We start from the raw sequence: 23,169 nt of genomic DNA, 5'->3' as shown, positions 1-23,169 counted from the left end.
GGGTGCCCATCGGACACGCGCGGGACGAGGGTCCCGCGGGACACAGAAGGTGGTAGCACCCATGCGAATCGTTCGCGTCATCGGGCTGGCCGCGGCCGGCGCCCTCCTGCTCGGCGCTGCGGGCTGCGGCAGCAGCGACTCCCTGGAGGACCAGGCCTCGGGCGGCAGCAGCGACAGCGCCGACAAGGGCACCGTCGTGGTCGGCGGCCAGGACTTCACCGAGAGCCAGATCATGGCCGCGATCTACCAGAAGCTGCTGGAGAACGCCGGCTACACGGTCCAGACCAAGCTGGTCACGACCCGCGACGTCTACCTGCCCGAGCTGAGCAAGGGATCGGTCGACATCGTGCCCGACTACCTCGCCGGGATCACCGACTACCTCAACGCGGAGAAGAACGGTCCCGACGCCCCGCTGGTGTCGAGCAACGACCCCGACGAGACGCTGGCGGCGCTCGAGCCGCTCGCGAAGGCCGAGGACATCTCGATCCTGCCGCCCTCGGAGGCGACCGACCAGAACGCCTTCTTCGTGACCAAGGACTTCGCGGAGCAGAACGACCTCACGACGCTCTCGGACTTCGCCGCCCTGGGCCAGACGATCAAGCTCGGCGCCCCGCCCGACTGCGAGGGCCGTTCGGACTGCGAGGCCGGCCTGACCAAGACCTACGGCTTCGACATCAGCCAGATCGTGCCGCTGGACTTCGCCAGCGCCCAGGTCAAGGACGCGGTCAAGAGCGGCGAGGTGCAGATGGGCGAGACCGGCACCACCGACGGCACGCTCGAGGACCTCGGTCTGGTGATCCTCGAGGACGACAAGGGCATCCAGCCCGCGCAGAACCTCACGCCGGCGGTCAACTCCGGCTTCCTCGCCGACAACCCCGACATCGAGGACATGTTCAACCAGCTGTCCGAGACGCTCACCACCGAGGACCTGGCGGCCATGAACGTGCAGGTCGACCTCGAGCGCAAGAAGCCCGAGGACGTGGCCCAGCAGTTCCTCCAGGACCAGGGGCTGCTCTGAACGACGCGATGATCCGGCTCTCGGGAGTCGGGAAGACCTACGACGACGGGACCGTCGCCGTGCAGCACCTCGACCTCGAGGTGCGGCGCGGCGAGCTGGTCTGCCTCGTCGGGCCCTCCGGGTGCGGCAAGTCGACCACGCTGAAGATGATCAACCGGATGATCGAGCCCAGCGCGGGCACGATCGAGATCGACGGGCAGGACGTCACGGGCCGCGACCCGGTCGAGCTGCGGCGCGGGATCGGCTACGTCATCCAGGAGGTCGGGCTCTTCCCGCACCAGAAGGTCATCACCAACGTGATGACGGTGCCGTTGCTCTACGGCGAGCCGAAGCAGAAGGCGCGCGAGCGCGCCCGCGAGCTGCTCGAGCTGGTCGGGCTCGACCCGGCGACGTACGGCGACCGCTACCCGCACCAGCTCTCCGGCGGCCAGCAGCAGCGGGTCGGCGTCGCCCGGGCGCTCGCGGCGCACCCGCCGGTGCTGCTGATGGACGAGCCGTTCGGCGCGGTCGACCCGCTGGTCCGGCTCCGGCTGCAGGACGAGTTCCTGCGGCTGCAGGACGAGCTCGGCGTCACGGTCGTCTTCGTCACCCACGACATCGACGAGGCGGTGCGGCTCGGTGACCGGGTCGCGGTGTTCGCGACCGGGGGCCGGCTGGCGCAGTACGACACCCCGGCCCGGCTGCTCGGCCGCCCGGCGGACGACTTCGTGGCCGACTTCGTCGGGTCGACGACCGGCCTGCGTCGCCTGCAGGTGATCCCGCTCGACCCGGCCCACGTCGAGCCGCTCGACGGGGTCCGGGCCGGTGACCTCGGCGCGGCCATCGACGTCGACAGCACGCTCGGCGAGGCCCTCACCGTGCTGCTGCGCGAGGACCGCGGGATGGTCGGGGTGAAGCAGGGCGCACAGTTCGTCGGCGTGCTGACCCCCAACGGCATCCATCGCGCGCTCCGGGCGGCGCTGGCCGAGATGGCCGAGGCCGGTCCGCCCTCCTAGCCCTCGTAGGGCCCTGGAGCGGCCCTGGAGCGGCCCCGGGCCGTCGGCGGGGGCTACGCCACGGGGACGTCGCGGTGCCAGGACTCGGTGACGTACTTCGTCTTCCAGTCCATGGAGGTGTAGAGGCCAGCGGCCCCGGTCGGGGAGTCGGCGTCCACCTCGAGCCCGACGCGGTTCCGGCCGCGGCGTGCGGCGTCGGCGATGATCGTGCGCAGCAGGCCCTTGGCGACGCCCCGGCCGCGCGCGGCCTCGAGGACGCCGAGGTAGGACACGTAGGAGCCGTCGGGCCCGCTGGTGCTCTCCGACTCGGTCCCGACGAGCGCACCGACCGGCTGGGCCACCTCGCCGTCGACGAGCTCGGCGAGCCACCAGTGGTCCCAGCGGTGCCCGGGGTCCTCCCGCAACCGGTGCAGGAACTCCTCGAAGGTCTCCTCGCTGGAGTTGAAGTGGTCGACGAAGGCGCCCTCGAGCACCTCGTGGACCTCGCGCAGGTCGTCCTCGTCGGGCATCCCGGCGCCGGTGCGGCGCACCAGCCGGAACACCACGCCGCCGTCCTCCCAGTGCTCGGGGTCCGGCACCAGGTCACCCTCCTCCGGTGCGACCGGCCGGCTCATCTGCCACCAGCGGCGGACCCGCTCGAACCCGCCGTCGGACAGCCACCGCGCCTGCCGCTCGTCGCCCTCGAAGGCGCCGGTGTCGATCTGCTGGGTCTCCAGGCCGCGGGCGGCCCCGACGGCTCTCGCCTGGCCCTCCGCCCACTCGAGCAGGACGTCGGAGCACGCGTCGGCGACCGGGTCGGGCAGCTCGCGCTGGACGATGTGGACGAAGAGCATCCGGCCCAGGGACCGGTCGTGGACGCTGCCCCAGGCCTGGATCTCCCCCTCGGGGTCGCGCACCACGAGGTTCTCGCGGGTCCGCAGCCCGCGCTCGGACACCTCGACGAGCACGTCGTCGACGCCGGACGCCGCCCAGCCCCGGCCGCGCCGCTCGTGGGCCCGCAGCAGGTGCGTCAGCCGGGCGACGTCGAACCGGTCCGCGGGGTCCGGCGTCCCCACCGTCCACCCCTCCGGCAGCGGAGGCCGCTCGATCAGCTGCTCGGGGTCGCTCTCGAACCGGTTCTGGTCGGTGGTCACGACCGGTGATTCTGCCGCACGGCGGCAGCGCGGAAACGTGTCGAGGGCCTCAGCCGACCCCGAGCGGCTCGGTCAGGCCCGGCGGCGCTGGGCCGCCTCGGCCTCGTGCCAGGCGCTGGTGACGACGTCGAGCTCGGCGCGGAGCACCTCGAGGTGCTGCTCGAGCTCGACGACCTTGAGCTCGGCCTCGGCGGCGCGCTGCTCGGCCTCGACCAGGCGCGCGGACACCGCGGCGCCCTCGCGCTCGGCGCTCTCGGCGCGGCGGGCCTCGGCGTTCAGCTTGCGGGTCGCCTCCGCGGCACGCTTCTGCGCGGCCGTGAGCGCGTCCTCGAGGTCGTGGATCGAGGCCTCCTGGACGGCGACCTTGTTGTGCATGGTCTGGGCGAACGCCAGGTTCTCGGCGGTCCGCGCGTCGGTGATCTCGCGGTAGGCCCGGGCCTGCTCGGCGCGGTCCCGGGCGGCCTCGCGACGGGCGGTGGCCAGCTCGGCGTGGGTGATCCGGGTGGCGGCGGCGCCGAGCACGACCGCGGCGACGGCAGCCACCGCGACCAGGGCCAGCGAGCCCGTCGTGATCGCCGCGACGACGAGCAGCGCGGCGGTGAGCAGGAGGACGACGGCGACCGTCAGGCGGGTGCTGCGCTGACGCCGCCGCCCGGCGGCAGGTGCCTGGGGGGAAGCCATGGAACGAGACTAGGACTCTTCGTCGTCGGACCGGACGCGACACGCGCGCTCGAGCAGCACCGACGTGACGACGATCGCCACCCCGGCGAGCGCCGCGACCGCCGATCGCCACATCCGCTGCGAGGCCAGGTCGGAGTCGATGCCGATCCAGCTGACGGCGTACCCGGCGTAGCCGCCGGCCAGCAGCGCTCCGGCGAGCGCGCACGCGCGGGCCAGCACGAGGCGGTTGACCGCCTGGTGCGGCTCCAGGCGCTCGTGGTGGACGTGCACCGTGCGCCACGTGAGGTACGCCGTGGCGCCGAGGATCGCGGCGACCAGGACGAGCGCGAGCGGCTGGGCCCAGCTGACCAGCGGGGCGGAGCCGGTCCACCGGTCCGACAGCGCATGGAGCAGCCAGCCGCCGACCAGCCCGACGACCGCCCAGAGGCAGATCGTGGCCGCGGAGGTCGGGCGCAGGCGTCCGACCGGTGGCGGCTCCTCGCCGGGAGGCCCGGCGCTCACCGCGACCTCACGGGGTCACTGGTTCTCGAGGACCAGGTCGTCGCGCAGCTTGACGCCGCTCTGGTCGGTGTTCTCCAGGAGGTCGGCGACCGGGCCGCGCTCGGGGAGCTCCGCGGACGGGTCCACGTCGAGCCACGGCCGGAGGACGAACGCGCGGTCGCCCGCGCGCGGGTGCGGGAGCCGCAGCGAGGGCTCGTCGCTGCGGCGGTCGCCGACGACGATGAGGTCGATGTCCAGCGTGCGCGGCGCGTTGCGCACCTCGCTGCGCTCGCGCGCGTAGGCGTCCTCGATCGCCAGGGCCCGCTCCATCAGCCGGCTGGCGGCGAGGGTCGTGTCGATCAGCACCACGGCGTTCAGGTAGTTCTTCGCCTCGGGCGGGGAGTCGACCGGCTCGGTCTCGTAGACCGGGGAGACCGCCGTGATCCACACGTCCGGGGTGTCCGCGAGAGCGTTGACCGCGCCCTGGAGGCTGGCCATCCGCTCGCCGAGGTTGGACCCCAGCGCCAGCACCGCACGCCGGATCGGCCGCATCTCGCCGGTCAGGGTGTCGGTGTCGACGATGTGCGGGTTGGGGGTCTCAGTCACGGGCAGACCTCGCGTTTCCGGGTGATCGTGAGCGCGACGTCCGAGAACGACGCGTCGATGGGCGCGTCCGGCTTGTGGACCGTCACCCGCGCCCATTCAACACGGTCGTCCAAGAGACAGACGTCCGCGATCCGCTGGGCGAGGGTCTCGATCAGGTCGACCGGATCCTTCTCCGTGGCGGCTTTCACCGACGCGACGAGACTTCCGTAGTCGACCGTGTCTTGCAAGTCGTCGGACGCCGCCGCCGGGGCGGTGTCGATGCCCAGGACGAGGTCGATCACGAAGACCTGGCCCTCGCGCCGCTCGAACTCGAAGACCCCGTGGTGCCCGAAGCACTCGATCCCCGTCACGGCCAGCTCGTCGCTCATCCGCCTGCTCCTCGTCCCGTCGTCCCCCTGGTCTGCGCCGCCGGCGTACTGCCCAGCCGCTCCACGACGCGCAGCGCGTCCCGGGCGGCGCGGACGTCGTGCACCCGCAGCCCCCAGACGCCCCGCTGCGCGAGGAGCACCGTGATCGCCGTGTTCGCGTGCTCGCGCTGGTCGACCGGGCGGGCCGTGCCCGACGGGTCGGCCAGGAGCCGGCCGAGGAAGGACTTGCGGCTGGCACCGACCAGCACGGGGTAGCCCAGCGCGGTCAGCGGCCCGAGGTCCTGCAGCAGCTCCCAGCTGTGGCCCGCCTTCTTGGCGAAGCCCAGACCCGGGTCCAGCACGATGCGGTCCGGCGCGACGCCGGCGGCGAGGATCGCCTCGACCCGCGTCGCGAGCTCGTCGCGCACCGCCGCCACGACCCCGCCCGGGCCGTCGTACACGGCGAAGTCGCGCATGTGGTCGGCGTGGGCGCGCCAGTGCATGGCGACGTACCGCACCCCGGCCTCGGCGACCACCTCGAGGATCCGGGGGTCGGCGAGGCCGCCGGAGACGTCGTTGACGACGGTCGCGCCGGCCGCGACCGCGGCGGCGGCGACCTCGGCGCGCATCGTGTCGACCGAGACGGTCGCGCCGTCCTGGGCGAGTGCCGCGATCACCGGGACGACGCGCCCCAGCTCCTCCTCGACGAGGGGGCGGGTCGCGCCCGGCCGGGTCGACTCACCGCCGATGTCGAGGATGTCCGCCCCGTCGGCGAGCAGCTCGCGCCCGTGCGCGATGGCGGCGTCCGGCGCCAGCCAGCGGCCGCCGTCGGAGAAGGAGTCGGGGGTGACGTTGACGACGCCCATGAGCACCGGGGTCCTCGCCATGGGGTGACCCTATCGGCGGCGGCCGGGCAGGCCGTCCGCGCTACCCGTTGCGGTGGATGAGGGCCATCGCCTCGGCGCGGGTGGCGGCGTTGGAGCGCATCGACCCGCGCACGGCCGAGGTGATCGTGCGGGCACCGGCCTTCTTCACGCCGCGCATCGTCATGCACAGGTGCTCGGCCTCGATCACGACGATGACGCCGCGGGCGTCGAGGATCCGCATCAGGGAGTCGGCGACCTGCGTGGTGAGCCGCTCCTGGACCTGGGGTCGCTTCGCGTAGACGTCGACCAGCCGCGCCAGCTTGGAGATCCCGGTGATCTTGCCGGACGTCGCCGGGATGTAGCCGACGTGGGCCACCCCGGTGAACGGCACCAGGTGGTGCTCGCACATCGACCAGAGCTCGATGTCGCGCACCAGCACCATCTCGTCGTGACCGAGGTCGAACGTCGTCGTCAGCACGTCCTCGGCCTGCATCCGCAGCCCGCTGGTGACCTCGGCGTACGCCCGCGCGACGCGCGCCGGCGTCTCCCGGAGCCCCTCGCGGTCGGGGTCCTCCCCGATCGCGATCAGCAGCTCGCGCACCGCCGCCTCCGCGCGGGCGTGGTCGAACGGCGGCACGTCGGCCGGGTCGCGCTGGTCGAACCCGATCGGGTCGGTCATCGCGGCCTCAGTGGGGCGGGAGCCCGGGGGCCGAGCCGCCCTCGATGCCGGGGTCGCCGTGCACGTCGCCGCCGGCGCCCGGCGGGGTCAGCACCGCACCGGCCTCCTTCTCGGGGACGTGGCCGTTCACCGCGGCGCGGTCCTTGATCCACTGCGGGATCTCGACCGGCGGCAGGGTGGACGGGTGGCGCTGGTCCGACCCGGTCCAGGCGGGGCGCTCGGGACGGCGGCGCAGCGCCTCGAAGATCCGGGCCACCTGCTCCTTGTCGAGGGTCTCCTTGTCGAAGAGCTCGAGCACCAGGGCGTCGAGGACGTCGCGGTTCTCCTCCAGGATCTCGAACGCCTCCTGGTGGGCCGTGGCGAGGAGCTTCTTGGTCTCCTCGTCGACGATCGCAGCGATCTCCTCGGAGTAGTTGCGCGAGTGGCCCAGGTCGCGACCCAGGAACGGCTCGGAGTTGGACTCTCCGAGCTTGATCGCGCCGAGCCGCTCGGTCATGCCGTACTGGGTGACCATCGCGCGGGCCAGGTTGGTCGCCTTCTCGATGTCGTTGCCGGCACCCGTCGTCGGGTCGTGGAAGACCATCTCCTCGGCGGCCCGGCCACCGAGCATGTAGGCGAGGGTGTCGAGCATCTGCGAGCGGGTCTGGGAGTACTTGTCCTCGTCGGGCAGCACCATCGTGTAGCCGAGGGCGCGCCCGCGCGGCAGGATCGTGATCTTGTGCACCGGGTCGTTGCCGGGCAGGGCGGCGGCGACGAGGGCGTGGCCGCCCTCGTGGTAGGCCGTGATCAGCTTCTCCTTGTCGCTCATCAGGCGGGTCCGCCGCTGCGGGCCGGCGATGACGCGGTCGATCGCCTCGTCGAGGGCCTCGCTGGTGATCAGCTTCTGGTTGCCCCGGGCGGTGAGCAGCGCGGCCTCGTTGAGCACGTTCGCGAGGTCTGCGCCGCTGAAGCCCGGCGTCCGCCGGGCGACGTTCAGCAGGTTGACGTCCTGGGCGAGCGGCTTGCCGCGGGCGTGGACCTGGAGGATGTGCTCGCGACCGGTGAGGTCGGGGGCGTCGACCTGGATCTGTCGGTCGAAGCGGCCCGGGCGCAGCAGCGCGGGGTCGAGCACGTCGGGGCGGTTGGTGGCCGCGATCAGGATGACGCCGCCGCGGACGTCGAAGCCGTCCATCTCGACCAGCAGCTGGTTGAGGGTCTGCTCGCGCTCGTCGTGACCGCCGCCCATGCCGGCGCCGCGGTGGCGGCCGACGGCGTCGATCTCGTCGATGAAGACGATGGCCGGCGCGTTCTCCTTGGCCTGCTCGAACAGGTCGCGCACGCGGCTGGCGCCGACGCCGACGAACATCTCGACGAAGTCCGAGCCGGAGATCGAGTAGAACGGCACCCCGGCCTCGCCGGCGACGGCGCGGGCGAGCAGCGTCTTGCCGGTGCCCGGCTGGCCGTAGAGCAGCACGCCCTTGGGGATCTTGGCGCCGACGGCCTGGAACTTGGCGGGCTCCTGGAGGAACTCCTTGATCTCCTGGAGCTCCTCGACGGCCTCGTCCGCGCCGGCGACGTCGGCGAACGTCGTCTTCGGCATGTCCTTGGTGATCAGCTTGGCGCGCGACTTGGCGAACTGCATGACGCCGCGGCCGCCGCCGCCCTGGACCTGGTTCATCAGGAACAGGAAGAGCAGGATGATGAGCGCGAAGGGCAGCAGGGTGGCGAGGATCGACCCGATCAGGCTGGGCTTGGGGACCTCGACGTTGTACTGCTCGATGTCACCCTTGTCGACCTGGGTCTGCACCTGGTCCTCGAGGGACGCCTGGGTCCCGTCCAGCCAGAAGGCGGTCACCTTCTTGCCGTCGTCGAGGGTCGCCTTCATCTGCTGGTCGCCGTCGACGAAGGTGATCTCCTTCACCTCGCCGGTGGTGATGTACTTCGTCATCGTCGAGGCCTCGACCTCGTCGTACCCGCCGTTGGGCGTGAGGTACTGCAGGGCGAGGAGCACCCCGACCACCGCGAGGACGATCCACAACCACGGACCCTTGAATATGCGCTTCACAGGCTTCTCTCGGACGAACTCATCTGAACGGTCGACGGTACACGGGACGACGACCGCTCCCATTGTCGCAGGCGACCCCAGGAATGCCCCGTCCCGGGCGATCCGTGGACCCGGTCCCACCGCTCATGGCCGCGGCGAGGGTCCGCGGGACGACGAGTTCCGATCCGGGACGACGAAGCTTCGTCGTCCCGGCGCGGTTTCGTCGGCCGGCCGACAAACTCGCCGCGCCCCGGGATCGGCGGAGCGTCCCAGCCGACGTGCCGGGGAGACACGTCCGTAGGAGTAGACGTCCCTCAGGAGTAGACGTGCGGGGCGAGGGTGCCGATGTCGCGCAGGTTGCGGTAGCGCTCGCGGTAGTCGAGGCCGTAGCCGACGACGAACTCGTTGGGGATGTCCCAGCCGACGTACTTGACCTCGACCGGCATGGTGAGGGCCTCGGGCTTGCGGAGCAGGGTGCAGATCTCGACGCTGGCCGGGCTGCGCGAGGAGAGGTTCGAGGTGAGCCAGGACAGGGTCAGCCCGGTGTCGATGATCTCGTCGACGATGATCACGTGGCGCCCGGAGATGTCGGTGTCGAGGTCCTTGAGGATCCGGACCACGCCGCTGGACTTGGTGCCGGAGCCGTAGGACGAGACCGCCATCCAGTCCATCTCCAGGTGGCGGGTGAAGCTGCGGGCCAGGTCGGCCATCACCATCACGGCGCCGCGCAGGATGCCGACGATGAGCAGGTCCTTGCCCTCGTAGTCGCCCTCGATCTCGGCGGCGAGCTCGCGCAGCCGTTCCTGGATCTGCGCCTCGGTGAAGAGGACGTTGACGAGGTCGTTCTCCACGTGGGACGCGTCCATGGCGCTGACTCTAGGTCAGTGCCGCCGCTTCACCACGTGGAGGGTGATCACCTTCGAGCTCGACCCCTTCCAGGACGAGGAGCCGAGGAAGAACGCCCGCAGGTCGTGGTCGCCGCGGCCGAGCCGGTCGAGGGTCACCGTCACCTTGCCGTGGTCGGACCGGGCGACGGTCGCGCCGCCGACCACGTCTCCGCGCTCGCGGACCTCCACCTGGCCGGTCGGCCGCCCGGCGTGGCTCGACACGACGACGCCGACGAGGCCGCGCTGGCGGGTCGTGACGGTCGCGTCCTCGAGCGATCCCGAGGTCGTGGTGCGGGGCGCGATCTTGACGATCTCGAGCTCGCCCATGCTGATCCGCTGGCCGCGCCTGGTGACGGTGCCGGCGTCGTACTCGACGGTGCGGTAGCCGTCCTTCGAGAGGGTGAGCGTGAAGGTGCCCTTCGTGACGTCGAGGAAGAAGTAGCCGTGCTGGGGGCTGTCGGGCCGGTCGCTCGCGTAGGTCAGCGCCGAGGCCTGCTCGGTGTCGTCGTCCTGGGTGGCCTGCACCTCGACGTCGTCGACGGGGTCCCCGTCCTGGTCGACGACGACGCCCTGGATGAGCGGGTGCGCGGCGACCCGGCTCGGAGCGGCGGCCCGGTCGTGCGTGCCGGCGGCCCGGGCGGGCAGCGCGTGCGGCGCGACCAGGACGGTGAGGGCCGCGGCGAGCACGGCGGCGGCGGTACGTCGGCGGGACATGGGCGAGCTCCTTGCGGATTCGAGGTGCCGCCTGGCGGCCGGCGTCTCGAGTGTGCGCCAGGGCGACCCGTTCGTACGCCGGTCGTCGTCCTCACGAACGCGGGTCGAAGGTCCTCTCGAGCATGAGCTGTTCGGCTACCCGGCGGCAGCGCAGCCCACCCGGCAGGTCGACCCACTTCTGGCCGTGCCAGTCGGTGAGCAGCGCGTCCATCGCGAGCACGTGCTCGTGGAACAGCTCCGAGGGCGGGCTCCCCGCGTCGAGCGCCGCCAGCCGGAGCACCCGCCGGCGCAGCGGGGCTGGCTGCGCGAGCAGCCCCTCGACGGGGAGGCCGTCGAGGCCGGCGTACGCCGCCTCGGCGACGTCGTCGAGCAGGTCCATGTCACCGCGCAGCTGCTCGGCGGTCCGGGCCAGCGCCTCCGCGACACCCGGCCCGAGCTGGTCCTCGAGCACCGGCAGCACGGTGCGGCGCACCCGGACCCGGGCATAGCCGGGGTCCTCGTTGTGAGGGTCGTCCCAGTAGTGGATGCCCTCGACCTGGCACGCGGTCACGGTGTCGTCCCGCGCGACGTCGAGCAGCGGGCGGACGAACCTGTCGAAGGAGCGCCGCATGCCCGCCAGCGACCGACCACCGGAGCCGCGGGCCAGGCCGAGCAGCACGGTCTCCGCCTGGTCGTCCCGGGTGTGCCCGAGCAGCACGGCGGCCGCGTCCAGACGCTCGCCGACCTCCTCGAGGACGGCGTAGCGGGCGCGGCGGGCGGCCGCCTCGGGGCCGAGCCCCGGGGCGTCGACGGTGACGGCGGCGGAGAACGTCTCGTCGGCACCGAGGTCCGCCATCTGCCGGACCACCCGGGCCGCCTGCTCCGCGGAGCCCGGCTGGAGCCCGTGGTCGACGGTCGCGCCGACCACGCGCCACCCCGCCTTCCTGCCCTCGAAGACCGTGGCCGCCAGCAGCGCGAGGGAGTCCGCGCCGCCCGAGCACGCGACGACGACGGCCCGGCCGGGATCGACGTCGGCGAGGGAGCGGCGCACCGCCCGGCGGACGGCGGCGACCGCCGGGTGGAGGCTCACGGCGTGGTCACAGGACGCGGGCGGTCCAGGCCGACGGGTCGGCGATCTCGCTCTTCGACGGGAGGTTCTCGGGCCGCTCCCAGACGGCGTTGAGCTCGGCCATGCCGGCGTGGTCGACGACGTGGCGGACGAACTTCGCGCCGTCGCGGTACTGGGCCATCTTGGCGTCGAGGCCGAGCAGCCGCCGCAGGATCTTGTCGAGCGACCCGGCGCCCTTGCGGCGCTGGTTGAACTTGCGCCGGATGCTGGCGACGGAGGGGATGACCCCGGGTCCGACGCCGTCCATCACCACGTCGGCATGGCCCTCCAACAGGGACATCACGCCGGTCACCCGGTCGATGATCTCCTTCTGCTCCGGGCTGCTGACGGCGTCGAGCAGGCTGCCGTGGCCGCGGACCGCCTCCGAGATCCGGCTGAGGCCGTCCTCGAGCAGCCCGGCCGGCTCCAGGGTGTCGGCGAGCGCGTGCATCTCGCCGAGCAGGTGGTCGGCCAGCCACGGCGTCGCGGTGAACTGCACCCGGTGCGTCTCCTCGTGGAGGCAGACCCAGAGGCGGAAGTCGTGGGGGTCGACGTCGAGCTCCCGCTCGACGTGGACCACGTTGGGGGCGACGAGGAGGAGGCGCCCGTTCGGCTCGTGGAACGGGTCGAACTGGCCCAGCACCTTGCCGGCGAGGAAGCCGAGCAGGGCGCCGACCTCCACCCCGGTCACCCGGGAGCCGACGGCGAGCGACCAGCCGGACGGCGCGCCCTTGCCCGCTGTCAGCTTGTCGACCACCGGCGCGAGCACCGTGGAGAACCCGTCGGCGTTGGCCGCCACCCACCCCGCCCGGTCGACGACCAGGACCGGCGCGGTGCGCTCGGCGGCCGCGAGCCCGGTGAAGTCCCGCACCAGCCCGGTCGACCGGTCGGCACCGGCGCGCAGCTCGGCGACGACCTCGTCGGCCTCGGTGCGGGAGATGCGAGGACCCTCGCCGGCGATCCGGGACCCCAGCGAGACGGCCAGGGTCCAGTCGACCATGCCGGCGCCGCCTGAAGTCATGGAGCGACCGTACCCGCGGTCCCACAACGGCAGGCCGCGAGCGCGTTCGTCACGTCGTCGAGCGCGCTCCGGGCACCGAGGGTGTCGATCGGGTCGATGCGGTCGGCGAGGAACGCGAAGAGCAGCGGGGTGCCGGTGCGGTCGGTGACGATCCCGGCGAGCCCGCTCACACCGGTCAGCGTGCCGGTCTTGGCCTGCACGAAGCCGCGGCCGGGGTCGGTGGCGTCGAAGCGGACCTCCAGGGACCCGGTGAAGCCGGCGACCGGCAGCCCGGTCAGCACCGAGCGGAGCGCGGGCTGCTCCGCCGCCCCGGCGGTCTCGAGGACCGAGGTCAGCGTGGCGGGGTCGAGCCGGTCCTCGCGGGAGAGGCCGCTGCCGTCGTACGTGACCGCGCCGCGGGTCGGGACGCCGAGCGCTGCGAGCGTGTCGAGCACCCCGCGCGCGCCGCCCTCGAAGGAGCCCTGGCCCGACGTCGCGAGGCCGACGTGGCGGCTCAGCACCTCGGCGGCCTCGTTGTCGCTGGTCTCCAGGGTGTGCTCGACGATCCGGGAGAGCGGCTGGCTCGCCAGGGTCGCGAGCGGCTGGGCGCCGGCGCGGGCGGTCGTCGCGGCCGGCGCCCCGCTGACCGGGACGCCGGCCTTGGCCAGGGCGGCCGCGAACACGGCAGCGGCCGTGGCGGCCGGGTCGGGCACCCGGCCGTAGCCGTCGGGGTCACGCCCCTCGTCGACCCAGAGCGACTGGATCGGGGACACCACCCCCTCCGGGACGTAGGTCGGCGGCCAGTGCGGGCTGACGTCCGGGCCGGTGAAGAGGCTGGTGTCGTAGCCGAGGCGGACCGGCCGGGCACCGGCGCCGAGGGCCGCCGCGGTGCGGGTCGCCAGGGTGCGCAGCCCCCCGGCCGAGAGCAGCGGGTCGCCGCCGCCGACGAGCACGACCCGGTTGCGGCCGTCGCGCACGACGGAGGTGTCGAAGGTGTGGTCGGGGCCGAGGACCTGCAGGGCGGCGGTCGCCGTCAGGAGCTTGAGGGTGGACGCCGGGGTCACCGTGCCCGAGCCGTCCTGGTAGACGGGGGTGCCGTCGAGGGCCGCCACCACGGCCACCACGTGGGGGCCGAGGTCGGCGTCCGCGAGCGGACCGGCCACGGCCCGTCGTACGGCGCGGGGGTCGGGCGTCCCGGACGCGGGCTCGGCCACCGGGGCCGGCGTGCGCACGGCGGGCAGCACCAGGCCGGCCGGCGGCGGGATGGCGGCCGGGCCCGGGGGCGGCTCGTCGCCCCGGTCGAGGAGGTACGCAGTCGAGGCGGCCGCCAGGATCGCGAGCACCAGCCCGACGGGCAGCCAGAACCACAGGCGCCCACGGTGGCGTGCGTCACGTCCGGCCACAGCTCACCCCTCGTCGACTGCACGAACGAGGCCATTGTGCGCGAGACTGACTCCGGCCCGTCGCACGGGCCGTCTCGTGACGACGACGATCCCGGAGGAAGACGTGCTCGAGTTCGACGTGCTGGTGGAGATCCCCAAGGGGCAGCGCAACAAGTACGAGGTCGACCACGAGTCCGGCCGGATCCGTCTCGACCGGACGCTCTTCACGTCGACGCAGTACCCCGCCGACTACGGCTACATCGAGAACACCCTCGGCCTCGACGGCGACCCGCTCGACGCCATGGTGATCCTCCAGGAGCCCACCTTCCCCGGCTGCCTGATCCGCTGCCGCGCGATCGGCATGTTCCGGATGACCGACGAGGCCGGCGGCGACGACAAGGTCCTCTGCGTGCCGGCCACCGACCCGCGCCTGGAGCACCTGCGCGACATCTCCCACGTGTCGAAGTTCGACCGGCTCGAGATCCAGCACTTCTTCGAGGTCTACAAGGACCTCGAGCCCGGCAAGTCCGTCGAGGGCGCCGAGTGGGTGGGCCGCACCGAGGCCGAGGCCGAGGTCGAGGCGTCGTTCAAGCGGCTCGAGACCGAGGGTCACTAGCCGACAGGCAGGCCTCCGTCTCACCGGGTCTCGACACGCCGGTCGCTCGCTCGACCACCATCAGCGGATCGGCTGACGCGTCTCCGCTAGCCCAGCAGGTCTGGTGAGCGGAGCATCTCGGGCGGGACCGCCCAGGCGTCGACGAGGTCGACGGCGATCGGGCGGACCTTGCGGCACAGGCCGGTCACCTCGCGGCTGATCGCCTTCGACCGCTGCACGGTGAGCCGCCCGTGCTCCATGAACCAGGCCCGGTCGGACTCGATCGTGGCGAGCGCGAACAGGTCGCAGAGCAGCGTCAGCGCGACCCGGTTGTCGCCCTCGGGCAGGTTGCGGACCTGGTCCACGAACGCCTCGAGCACCAGCCGCTCGACGTGGGCGTTCGCGGCGGCGACCACGTGGTCCTGGACCCGCGAGAAGACCTCGCCGGGGTTCATGTCCTGGTCGATGCCGCGCTTGAGCCGACGTGCGACCCCGGCGAGCATGTGCTCCTCGCGGAACCGGAGCATCGCGAGCTGGTAGTCGGGGTCGAGGAGCCCCGCCTCCTGGTCCCACTCGTCCCCGCCGGGCAGCAGGTCCTTGACCCGCTCGAGCAGCTTGTGGACCGACGTCTTCTCGATGACGGTCTCGACCGCGAGGTTGGTGACGAACCGGACCGTGCCGAGCTGGTCGAGGTCCTCGAACTCGCTGGCGTAGTCGGTGAGCAGGCCCTTGGCCACGAGCTGGAGGAGCACGTGGTTGTCGCCCTCGAAGGTCGTGAAGATGTCGCTGTCGGCCTTGAGGGCCGCGAACCGGTTGACGGCGAGGTAGCCCGCGCCGCCACAGGCCTCGCGGCACTCCTGGATGGTCCGGGTCGCGTGCCAGGTGCCGAGGGCCTTGGTGCCGGCGGCCCGCGACTCGAGCTCGCGGCGGGTGTGCTCGTCGTCGGCGATGCCGGAGAAGACGTCGTGCAGCTGGGAGGCGACCACCTGCTGCGCGAAGTGCAGGGCGTAGGTGCGCGCGACCAGGGGCAGCAGCCGGCGCTGGTGCAGGCCGTAGTCGAGCAGCAGCTCCTCCTCGACGTCCGAGGTCGCCTCGAACTGGCGCCGGCGCACGGCGTACTTCACGGCGATGGCCAGGGCGACCTTGGCGGCGTTGATGCCCGCGCCACCCACGCACACCCGACCCTGGACGAGCGTGCCGAGCATGGTGAAGAAGCGCCGGTTGGGGTTCTCGATCGGGCTCTCGTAGACGCCCTCGGGGGTCACGTCGGCGAACCGGTTGAGCAGCGCGGTGCGGGGAACCCGCACGTGGTCGAACCAGAGCCGGCCGTTGTCGACGCCGTTGAGCCCCATCTTGCGGCCGTCGTCCTCGATGCGTACGCCGGCGCACGGCTCGTCTCCGTCGCGGATCGGCACCACGAAGGCGTGCACGCCCTCGGACGTGCCGCCGACCTCGAGCTGGGCGAACACGACGGCGACCTCGGCGTGCTTCGCGGCGTTGCCGATGTAGTCCTTGCGGGCGTCCTCGCGGGTCGTCGTGATGACGAACTCCTGCGCCTCGGGGTCGTAGGTCGCGACCGTGCCGAGCGCCTGCACGTTGGAGCCGTGGCCCGACTCGGTCATCGCGAAGCAGCCCATCACCCGGCCGCTGACCAGGTCGGCGAGGTAGGCGTCGTGGTGGTGCTTGCTCCCGAGCTGGAGGATCGCGCCCCCGAAGAGGCCGAACTGCACCCCGACCTTCACCAGGACCGACAGGTCGCCGTACGCGAGGGTCTCGAAGGCGGCGATCGACGCGCCGATGTCACCGCCGCCGCCGTACTCCTCGGGGAAGCCCATCCCGGTCTGGCCGGTGGCGGCCATCTCGACGACCACCTCGCGCACCCGCTCGCGGAAGTCGTCGACGGACAGCTCCTCGGCCTGCTCGAGGATGTCGGCGTACTTCGCCAGGTTGGTGCGGACCAGGTCGCGCACGTCGGCGTACTTCCCGTCGAGGACGGCGGTGAGCGCCGGTACGTCGACCTCGGGCTGGACGTAGCCGGTCGCCGCCGGCGCCGCGGTGTCGGTGGCCATGCCTGCTGGTTACCCAGCGCACCGCCGGCTCAAGCGGTGATCTGGACCGCTCCGCCGGCAGCCCGGGCGCGGTGCGTGGCTCAGGGGCGGGCGTAGAAGTTCGGCGCGATCCAGTAGTACATCGAGACCTGCTCGACGTCGCGACCCGTCCGGGGTGCCTGGATGATCTGGCCGTTCCCGACGTAGAGCGCCACGTGGTAGATCGAGGACGGGCTGCTCGAGGACCCCCAGAAGACGAGGTCGCCGGGCTGCAGCTGGCTCGCCGAGATCGGGGTCGACTGCTCGTACTGCGCGACCGAGTAGTGCGGCAGCGACTTCCCGCCGGCCCGCCAGGCCCCCATCGTCAGGCCGGAGCAGTCCCACGAGCTCGGCCCCGCCGCGCCCCACACGTACGGGTCCCCGATCTGGGCGCGGGCGAAGGCGATCGCGGCGGCGACCCCCGACGCCGGGCTCGGCGGGGTCGACGTCGGGGTGGAGGTCGGGGGCGCGGCCGTCGGGGTGCTCGTCGGCTCCGACGTCGGGTCCGAGGTCGGCTCCGGGGTCGGCTCCGGCGAGGACGTCGCGCCGTCCTGCTCCTGCTGGGCCTCCTGCTGGGCCTCCTGCTGGGCCTGCTGGGCCTGCTGCTCGGCCTCCTGCTCGCGCTCCTTCTCGGCGGCAGCGGCCGCCGCGGCGGCGGCCTGCTGCTCGAGCGCCGTCTGCCGGCGCTCGGCCAGGTCGACGCTGATGTGCTGCAGCTCGGCGAGCCGCGCGACCAGCGCGGCCTTCTCGTCGGCGATGGCCGCAGCCTGGCCGGCGGCCTGGTCGGCGGCCTCCTGTGCCGCCACCTTCGCCTCGCGGGCCTGCGCCGCGGCGGCGACGGCCCGCTTCTCGGCGGCGTCGGCCTGCTCCGAGGCGACCTGGGCCAGCGTGTTGGACGCACGGAACCGGTCGTAGTTGTCGTCCAGCGCGGTCTCGGCGTTGCGCAGCGAGGTGGTCCGGTCGACGACGGTCCCGATGCCGTCGGACTGCACGATCGCGGCGAGCGCGGTGAGGCCGGGCGACATCTCGTAGGACGACACCAGCGCGTCGCCGTACGCCTGCTGCTGGCGGCGTACGTCGGCCGCGGCGATCGCCGCGCGCTGGCGGGCCTCCCGCGCCTCGCGCCGGGCCTCGGACGCCCGCCACCGGGCGCCGTTGTAGGCCTCGGCCGCCTGCGCCGCGGCGATCGAGGACTGCTGCAGCTCCTGGTTGGCGACCACCAGCCGGGCCTGGACGGCGGCGACGGTGTCCGCCGCCTGGCCGACCGCGGCACGGGCGGCGCGGACGTCGTGCCGGGTGGGCACGCCGTGGTCGTCCGCAGCCGCCGTGCCGGTGACGACACCGCCGGTCATGAGGGTCAGGGCGAGGGCCGCAGCCACCCTGCTCGTCCGCACGTGTCGTCTCCTCTGGTCCCAGTCGCCACATGCGACCCGCAGAGCACGCTAGACAACATTCGTCACATTGGGAACGACTTTCTCGACTTTTCTCAGATTCATCGGCGTGTCGGCTTGCGAATTACAACGATGTCATTCTCGCGACGGCCGGGGTGGTCCGGGTCGTCAGGACCCGCCGGAGACCCTTCGGACGTCAGGGACCACCGCTCCCACCCGGCAGGCGGAGCGCGCGTTGGCGGAGGTCAGCGCTCGACGGGGACGGCGGAGGTCGTGGTCGTCGGGTGCGAGTGCAGGCTGTGCTTGTCGAACTTCTGTCCGCTGGCGACCCCGCCGACGTAGAAGGAGACGAACGCGATCATCACCCCGGCGATGTCGTCGGCGATGTAGTGCCAGCCGAAGTAGAGGGTGGCGACGACGGTGAGCCCGAAGTTGACCCAGAAGACGATCTTCAGCCAGCGCATCTGGGTCGTGTACTGCACCATCAGCGCCACGAGCAGGGTGATCGCGACGTGCAGGCTGGCGAACCCGGCGACCGACTGCACGGCGTCCTGGTTCACGCCCCAGTAGACGTAGTTGCGGCCGTAGGAGAGCGACTCCATGAGCTGGCTGGTCGGGGTGTCGGGCAGGCCCTCGTAGAGCCACACGTACTTCAGGCCCGGGCCGAGGGTGGGCAGCGCGTAGTACGACGCGGTGCCGAGCGTCCAGGCCAGGCACTGGGAGGTGACGAACCAGTAGCCGTAGGAGAGGTTGCGCGACCAGACCAGCCACGCGGTCACCGCGAGCGGGACCAGCGGGAGGAACCAGAGGTAGACGAACGACAGCGGCCACGCGACGAAGCCCTCACCCAGCAGCGAGTGCAGCACCGTGGCGGGATCGTGGCCGAACAGCAGGGCGCGGTCGAGCATGTGCAGCTCGCGGTCGTACTTCACGTCGCGCACGAACGGCAGGAAGGACTTGAGGTTGCGGTAGCTCACGTAGACGACGTAGAAGCAGACGACGCCCAGCGCGACGAGCGTCAGCCGCTCGCGGTCCCAGTGCGTGCGCCAGCGCTCCTTGGCGATCCCGCCCCACAGCGTCGGTCGGCCGCGGGAGAGCCAGAGCGTCCGCGGCACGAAGTCCAGCGCGAGCGCCATGCCGAGCAGCAGGGGCAGCCGCAGCCAGGACGGGCCGAGGAAGCTGCCTTCGGGGTCCACGAGCCGCTTGTCGTAGACGACCGCGACCAGGATCGCCAGCGCGCCCATGAGGATGGCGTTCCCCACGAGGAGGGCGTAGGCGCGGCGATACACGGACGCCAGTGTAGGGAAGGTTCGACGAAGGCCCCCACCTCGGCACCTCAGCCGCCGGACGACCCGGGACCGGGCGGGGTGGTCGCCAGCCGGGAGGGGTCCACCACCATCGCGACCCGGTCCCCGGCCGCGGGGTGGGTGTCGAGCCGTGCGACCGCGTCGACCTCGCCGATGCCGTCGGCGTCGACGACCAGCCGCACCAGCTCGGGCGTGAGCCGGGCCGAGACCACCGTGCCCGTGAGCGGCCCGGACGGCGCCACGACCAGCGCCGACCGACGTACGGCGACCGCCCCCGCCTCGGGCAGCCCCGCCGCCCGCAGCAGCACGTCGGCGGCCGGCCCGGTCAGCGCCCGGGCGTAGCCCAGGAACAGCGCGGTCTCGGCGTCGGCGGGCGCCCGCCAGACCGCGGCGATGTCGCCCTCCTGGACCACCCGTCCCGCACGCATCACCGCCAGCCGGTCGGCCACCGTGAAGGCCTCGTCCTGGTCGTGGGTGACCATCAGCGCCGTCGTGCCGGACGCCCGCAGGATGTCGCGGAGGTCGCCGGCGAGCCGTTCGCGCAGCCCGGCGTCCAGCGCCGACAGCGGCTCGTCGAGCAGCAGCAGCCGCGGCTGCACCGCCAGGGAGCGGGCCAGCGCGACCCGCTGCCGCTCGCCGCCGGACAGGGTCGCGGGCAGCCGCTCGCCGTACCCCTCGAGCCCGACCAGATCGAGCAGCTCACGGACCCGCCGGTCCGCGTCCGGCACCCGCCGCAGCCGCAGCGCGTAGCCGACGTTGCGCGCCACGGTCAGGTGCCCGAAGAGCTGGCCGTCCTGGAACATCAGCGCGAACCCGCGCTTGTGGGTCGGTACGCCGGCCAGGTCGGCGTCGTCCCAGCGGATCCGGCCGGCCGCGGTGGGCTCGAGGCCTGCGATCGCCCGCAGCAGCGTGGACTTCCCCGAGCCGCTGGGCCCCAGCACGGCGAGCACCTGGCCGTCGCCGAGGGTCAGCGAGGCGTCCAGGACGGCCGGCACGCCGTCGTACGCGACGGTGACGTCCTCGACCGCGAGCATCAGCGCACCTCCGTCACAAGGCACCCACCGACGGGACGCGGAGCCGCTCGACGACGAGCAGCACCGCCGCGGTCGTAGCGGCGAGGACCACGGATGCGGCCAGGGCCATGCCGTAGTTCATCGCACCCGGGTGCCCGATCAGCCGGAAGATGACGATCGGCAGCGTCGGGTGGTCCTCCCGGGCGAGGAACGAGGTCGCCCCGAACTCCCCCAGCGAGATCGCGAAGCAGAAGCCGGCGGCTGCCAGGAGCGGTTTCCACAGCGCCGGCAGGTCGACGGTCGCGAACGTGCGCAGCGGGCCCGCACCCAGGGACGCCGCGGCCTGGCGCTGCCGGTCGTCGACGCCCCCGAGCACCGGCGCGAGGGTACGCACGACCAGCGGCAGGGCGACCAGCGCCTGGGCGATCGGCACCAGGAGCAGCGAGTCGCGGAGGTCGACGGGCGGCCGGTCGAGGGTGATGAGGAACCCGAATCCGAGCGTCACGGCGGACACCCCGAGCGGGAGCAGGAACAGCCCGTCGAGCAGGCCGCGGGCCCGACGCTCGGCCCGGGAGTGCGACCGGCGCGAGACGACCACCGCCACGAGCAGCCCGAGCGAGAGCGCCATCCAGGTGGCGTCGACGGCCGTGCGCAGGGAGGTGACCAGGGCGTCGGTGGCCGGCACCAGGAGCGCCTGTCGCGAGCCCTCGGTGGTCAGCGCCCGGTAGTTCGCCAGCCCCCACCCGTCGCCGACCCGCAGGGACCCGACGACGAGGGCCGCCAGCGGCAGCCCGACGAGGACGAGGACGAGCCCGGTGGCGAGGACGCCCGGCCAGTCGCCGCGTGAGGGCCGCGGGGCACGAGCGGTCGACCGGGCCTGGGTCGGGTCGGGCACGGCGCGCAGCCGGCTGGTCAGCAGCAGCAGCGCGACGATCGCGAGCAGCTGCACGATCGAGAGCGCGGCGGCGGCCTGGAGGTCGAGCAGGTTCGTGGTGAGCAGGTAGATCTCGGTCTCGACCGAGGAGTACCGGAGACCCCCGAGGGTCAGCACCACGCCGAACGCGGTCGCGCAGAAGAGGAACACGACGCTGGCGGCCGAGACGATCGCGGGCCGCAGCGCCGGCAGGGTCACCGTGCGCAGGACGTACGCCGGGCTCGCCCCCAGCGCCGCCGCGGCCTCCGCCGGCCGCGGGTCCAGGGTCTCCCAGGACGCCCCGACGGCGCGGATCACGACCGACACGTTGAAGAAGACCAGGCCGGCGACGATCGCGGCCGCGGACCCGTCGAGCCCGAGGAAGCCGAGCGGGCCCGCCTCGCCGATCAGCTCGCGGAAGGCCACGCCCACCACCACCGTCGGCAGCACGAACGGCACCAGCAGCAGCGCCCGCAGCACGCGCCGGCCCGGGAACGAGCGGCGGTGGAGCAGGTGCGCCGCCGGCACGCCGAGCAGCACCGCGAGCACGGTGCCGGCCACCGACGACCACACCGTGAACCAGACGACCCGGTGCACCCGCGGCCGGGCCAGGACCTCGGCGACACCCGCGGGGTCGAAGTGCCCGTCGACGAAGAAGCCCTCGGAGACCATCCCCAGCACCGGCAGCACGAAGAACACGCCGAGCACCGCCAGCGGCACGGCCGCGAGCCCGGCGAGGGTGAGGCCGCGCCTCATCGTCGGGACCTCATCGTTCGGGCCTCATCGCGAGGTGACGTCGCTCCACTCGCGCAGCCACTCGTCCCGGTGCTCATCGACCTGCGCCGGGTCGACCTGGTAGGGGTCGGTCGGCTGCTCCGCGAACCTCGCCCACTCCTGTGGCAGCTCCACGGAGGAGTCCACCGGGAAGACGTACATGCTCTCCGGGAGCGCGGCCTGCACCTCGGGGGTGAGCAGGAAGTCGACCAGGGCTCGCGCCCCGTCCGGGTTCTGCGCCCCGGCCAGCACGCCGGCGTACTCGACCTGGCGGAAGCAGGTGTCGAGCAGCGCACTGGTGCTCGAGCGGCCGCCCGAGACGGTGAACGCCGGGGAGGAGTCGTAGGAGAGCACGATCGGCCGGACGCCCGAGCCGCCGCCCTGCGTGAAGTCGACCTCGTAGGCCTGCGACCAGCCGTCGACGAGCTTGGCGCCGTTGTCCATCAGGCGCGCCCACCAGTCCTGCCAGCCGTCGCCGTACGCCGCGATCGTCGCGAGCAGGAACGCCATGCCCGGCGAGCTCGTGGCCGCGCCGGGGGTGACGAAGAGGTCGCGGTAGGCCGGGTCGACGAGGTCGTCGAGGGTCGTCGGCGGCGCGAGGTCGTGGTCGGCGAACCAGGTGTCGTCCACGTTGACGCAGACACTCGCGTCGTCGACCGGGGTGAGCTCGTGGTCGTCGTCGCCGGGCAGACGGTACTGCTCGGCGCCCGCGGGCAGGTCCGCGTCGTACGGCGTGAACACGCCGGCGTCGAGCGCCCGGGACGCGAAGGTGTTGTCGACGCCGAAGGCGACGTCGCCGAGCGGGTCGTCCTGGGTGAGCACCAGCTTGTTCGTGAGCGTGCCGGCGTCACCTGAGCCGCGGACGACCAGGTCGTAGCCCGACTCCTCCTCGAACCGGCGCTCGAGCGGCTTGGGCAGCCCGAACGAGTCGTGCGTGACGAGCACGACCCGGTCCGAGGCGGGCGCCTCGCCGCCGCCGTCGTCGCCGACGAGCGAGCAGCCCGCCGACGCGGTCAGGAGGGCTGCCGCCAGGGCAGCGCCGTACACACGGATGGATCTCACTCCGACTCCCTTCGCCGGTGCTAACCGGATCAGGTTCCGAGGGTCTGCGGCCGTTCCGCACTCTCAGCACGTTGTGAGGCGTGCTCCCCTGTCTGTGGAACTGAGAGTAGTACGTCGCCGGCGGCCACG

Annotated in this window: 22 protein-coding genes and 1 riboswitch; of the genes, 3 read left to right on the top strand and 19 right to left on the bottom strand. The window is 72.9% G+C overall.

Annotated features, from left to right (window positions below; translation table 11 throughout):
• The first annotated feature begins 61 nt into the window (after nt 1–61).
• Both ACILQ5_RS05790 and ACILQ5_RS05785 read left to right on the top strand, forming a co-directional pair.
• On the top strand, nt 62–1,018 hold the full coding sequence (locus ACILQ5_RS05790) for a glycine betaine ABC transporter substrate-binding protein (RefSeq protein ID WP_395657031.1): 957 nt from the start codon (nt 62–64) through the stop codon (nt 1,016–1,018).
• An 8-nt stretch (nt 1,019–1,026) separates the two neighbouring features.
• Entirely contained in the window at nt 1,027–2,013 is a 987-nt protein-coding gene (locus tag ACILQ5_RS05785; RefSeq protein ID WP_395657030.1) for an ABC transporter ATP-binding protein, read from the top strand.
• Between the two features lie 53 nt (nt 2,014–2,066).
• On the opposite strand, the gene ACILQ5_RS05780 is transcribed toward ACILQ5_RS05785, so the two are convergent.
• The 13 genes from ACILQ5_RS05780 to dacB form a co-directional block, all read right to left on the bottom strand.
• Nucleotides 2,067–3,146, bottom strand: coding sequence for a GNAT family N-acetyltransferase (locus tag ACILQ5_RS05780; RefSeq protein WP_395657029.1), 1,080 nt, complete (start codon nt 3,144–3,146; stop codon nt 2,067–2,069).
• A 72-nt stretch (nt 3,147–3,218) separates the two neighbouring features.
• The gene (locus ACILQ5_RS05775; protein ID WP_395657028.1) at nt 3,219–3,827 is read right to left on the bottom strand and encodes a hypothetical protein; all 609 of its coding nucleotides are present in this window, start codon (nt 3,825–3,827) and stop codon (nt 3,219–3,221) included.
• 9 nt (nt 3,828–3,836) lie between these two features.
• Nucleotides 3,837–4,328 (bottom strand): DUF3180 domain-containing protein, encoded by a 492-nt coding sequence (locus tag ACILQ5_RS05770; RefSeq protein WP_395657027.1) that lies wholly within the window; start codon nt 4,326–4,328, stop codon nt 3,837–3,839.
• Between the two features lie 15 nt (nt 4,329–4,343).
• Entirely contained in the window at nt 4,344–4,913 is a 570-nt protein-coding gene (gene folK, locus ACILQ5_RS05765; protein ID WP_395657026.1) for a 2-amino-4-hydroxy-6-hydroxymethyldihydropteridine diphosphokinase, read from the bottom strand.
• Nucleotides 4,910–5,281: a dihydroneopterin aldolase gene (folB, locus tag ACILQ5_RS05760; protein WP_395657025.1), complete on the bottom strand. Its 372-nt coding sequence runs from the start codon at nt 5,279–5,281 to the stop codon at nt 4,910–4,912. Before folB ends, folK begins: the two co-directional genes overlap by 4 nt.
• Nucleotides 5,278–6,147, bottom strand: coding sequence for a dihydropteroate synthase (gene folP / locus ACILQ5_RS05755; protein WP_395657024.1), 870 nt, complete (start codon nt 6,145–6,147; stop codon nt 5,278–5,280). Before folP ends, folB begins: the two co-directional genes overlap by 4 nt.
• Nucleotides 6,148–6,187: 40 nt before the next feature.
• A complete protein-coding gene (gene folE / locus ACILQ5_RS05750) occupies nt 6,188–6,805 on the bottom strand; it encodes a GTP cyclohydrolase I FolE (RefSeq protein WP_395657023.1) in 618 nt (205 codons plus the stop codon).
• A gap of 7 nt (nt 6,806–6,812) precedes the next feature.
• Nucleotides 6,813–8,849, bottom strand: a complete 2,037-nt coding sequence (gene ftsH, locus ACILQ5_RS05745; protein WP_395657022.1) for an ATP-dependent zinc metalloprotease FtsH — start codon at nt 8,847–8,849, stop codon at nt 6,813–6,815.
• A 293-nt stretch (nt 8,850–9,142) separates the two neighbouring features.
• A complete protein-coding gene (gene hpt, locus ACILQ5_RS05740; RefSeq protein ID WP_395657021.1) occupies nt 9,143–9,694 on the bottom strand; it encodes a hypoxanthine phosphoribosyltransferase in 552 nt (183 codons plus the stop codon).
• 15 nt (nt 9,695–9,709) lie between these two features.
• On the bottom strand, nt 9,710–10,429 hold the full coding sequence (locus ACILQ5_RS05735; RefSeq protein WP_395657020.1) for a carboxypeptidase-like regulatory domain-containing protein: 720 nt from the start codon (nt 10,427–10,429) through the stop codon (nt 9,710–9,712).
• 91 nt (nt 10,430–10,520) lie between these two features.
• Nucleotides 10,521–11,498 carry a tRNA lysidine(34) synthetase TilS gene (tilS, locus tag ACILQ5_RS05730; RefSeq protein WP_395657019.1) on the bottom strand — a complete coding sequence of 326 codons (978 nt, stop codon included), beginning with the start codon at nt 11,496–11,498 and terminating at the stop codon, nt 10,521–10,523.
• A 7-nt stretch (nt 11,499–11,505) separates the two neighbouring features.
• A complete protein-coding gene (locus ACILQ5_RS05725; protein ID WP_395657018.1) occupies nt 11,506–12,537 on the bottom strand; it encodes a zinc-dependent metalloprotease in 1,032 nt (343 codons plus the stop codon).
• Nucleotides 12,534–13,919 carry a D-alanyl-D-alanine carboxypeptidase/D-alanyl-D-alanine-endopeptidase gene (gene dacB / locus ACILQ5_RS05720; RefSeq protein WP_395657017.1) on the bottom strand — a complete coding sequence of 462 codons (1,386 nt, stop codon included), beginning with the start codon at nt 13,917–13,919 and terminating at the stop codon, nt 12,534–12,536. Before dacB ends, ACILQ5_RS05725 begins: the two co-directional genes overlap by 4 nt.
• A gap of 76 nt (nt 13,920–13,995) precedes the next feature.
• Between dacB and ACILQ5_RS05715 the strand changes: the two genes are divergently transcribed.
• Nucleotides 13,996–14,514, top strand: coding sequence for an inorganic diphosphatase (locus tag ACILQ5_RS05715; protein WP_395657016.1), 519 nt, complete (start codon nt 13,996–13,998; stop codon nt 14,512–14,514).
• 86 nt (nt 14,515–14,600) lie between these two features.
• Here the strand turns inward: ACILQ5_RS05715 and ACILQ5_RS05710 are convergent, their stop codons facing one another.
• The 6 genes from ACILQ5_RS05710 to ACILQ5_RS05685 form a co-directional block, all read right to left on the bottom strand.
• The gene (locus ACILQ5_RS05710; protein WP_395657015.1) at nt 14,601–16,562 is read right to left on the bottom strand and encodes an acyl-CoA dehydrogenase family protein; all 1,962 of its coding nucleotides are present in this window, start codon (nt 16,560–16,562) and stop codon (nt 14,601–14,603) included.
• Between the two features lie 80 nt (nt 16,563–16,642).
• A complete protein-coding gene (locus tag ACILQ5_RS05705; protein WP_395657014.1) occupies nt 16,643–17,974 on the bottom strand; it encodes a C40 family peptidase in 1,332 nt (443 codons plus the stop codon).
• 242 nt (nt 17,975–18,216) lie between these two features.
• Nucleotides 18,217–19,260, bottom strand: coding sequence for a phosphatase PAP2 family protein (locus ACILQ5_RS05700; protein ID WP_395657013.1), 1,044 nt, complete (start codon nt 19,258–19,260; stop codon nt 18,217–18,219).
• 47 nt (nt 19,261–19,307) lie between these two features.
• Nucleotides 19,308–20,336 carry an ABC transporter ATP-binding protein gene (locus ACILQ5_RS05695; RefSeq protein WP_395657012.1) on the bottom strand — a complete coding sequence of 343 codons (1,029 nt, stop codon included), beginning with the start codon at nt 20,334–20,336 and terminating at the stop codon, nt 19,308–19,310.
• Nucleotides 20,326–21,960, bottom strand: a complete 1,635-nt coding sequence (locus tag ACILQ5_RS05690; RefSeq protein WP_395657011.1) for an ABC transporter permease — start codon at nt 21,958–21,960, stop codon at nt 20,326–20,328. Before ACILQ5_RS05690 ends, ACILQ5_RS05695 begins: the two co-directional genes overlap by 11 nt.
• 24 nt (nt 21,961–21,984) lie before the next feature.
• Nucleotides 21,985–23,040 (bottom strand): thiamine ABC transporter substrate binding subunit, encoded by a 1,056-nt coding sequence (locus ACILQ5_RS05685; protein WP_395657010.1) that lies wholly within the window; start codon nt 23,038–23,040, stop codon nt 21,985–21,987.
• Nucleotides 23,030–23,140, bottom strand: a riboswitch (TPP riboswitch). (Overlaps the previous gene by 11 nt.)
• Between the last annotated feature and the right edge of the window lie 29 nt (nt 23,141–23,169).

The sequence above is a fragment of the Nocardioides sp. genome (genome assembly GCF_044226305.1).
Lineage (GTDB): Bacteria > Actinomycetota > Actinomycetes > Propionibacteriales > Nocardioidaceae > Nocardioides.
This window is presented reverse-complemented; position numbering and strand designations above follow the sequence as displayed.

Bases quoted from the DNA above. Each gene is read 5' to 3' on its own strand.
- ACILQ5_RS05790 (WP_395657031.1), top strand. From the start codon at position 62: ATGCGAATCGTTCGCGTCATCGGGCTGGCCGCGGCCGGCGCCCTCCTG.
- ACILQ5_RS05785 (WP_395657030.1), top strand. From the start codon at position 1,027: ATGATCCGGCTCTCGGGAGTCGGGAAGACCTACGACGACGGGACCGTC.
- ACILQ5_RS05775 (WP_395657028.1), bottom strand. From the start codon at position 3,827: ATGGCTTCCCCCCAGGCACCTGCCGCCGGGCGGCGGCGTCAGCGCAGC.
- folB (WP_395657025.1), bottom strand. From the start codon at position 5,281: ATGAGCGACGAGCTGGCCGTGACGGGGATCGAGTGCTTCGGGCACCAC.
- folP (WP_395657024.1), bottom strand. From the start codon at position 6,147: ATGGCGAGGACCCCGGTGCTCATGGGCGTCGTCAACGTCACCCCCGAC.
- folE (WP_395657023.1), bottom strand. From the start codon at position 6,805: ATGACCGACCCGATCGGGTTCGACCAGCGCGACCCGGCCGACGTGCCG.
- hpt (WP_395657021.1), bottom strand. From the start codon at position 9,694: ATGGACGCGTCCCACGTGGAGAACGACCTCGTCAACGTCCTCTTCACC.
- ACILQ5_RS05735 (WP_395657020.1), bottom strand. From the start codon at position 10,429: ATGTCCCGCCGACGTACCGCCGCCGCCGTGCTCGCCGCGGCCCTCACC.
- ACILQ5_RS05725 (WP_395657018.1), bottom strand. From the start codon at position 12,537: ATGACTTCAGGCGGCGCCGGCATGGTCGACTGGACCCTGGCCGTCTCG.
- ACILQ5_RS05710 (WP_395657015.1), bottom strand. From the start codon at position 16,562: ATGGCCACCGACACCGCGGCGCCGGCGGCGACCGGCTACGTCCAGCCC.
- ACILQ5_RS05690 (WP_395657011.1), bottom strand. From the start codon at position 21,960: ATGAGGCGCGGCCTCACCCTCGCCGGGCTCGCGGCCGTGCCGCTGGCG.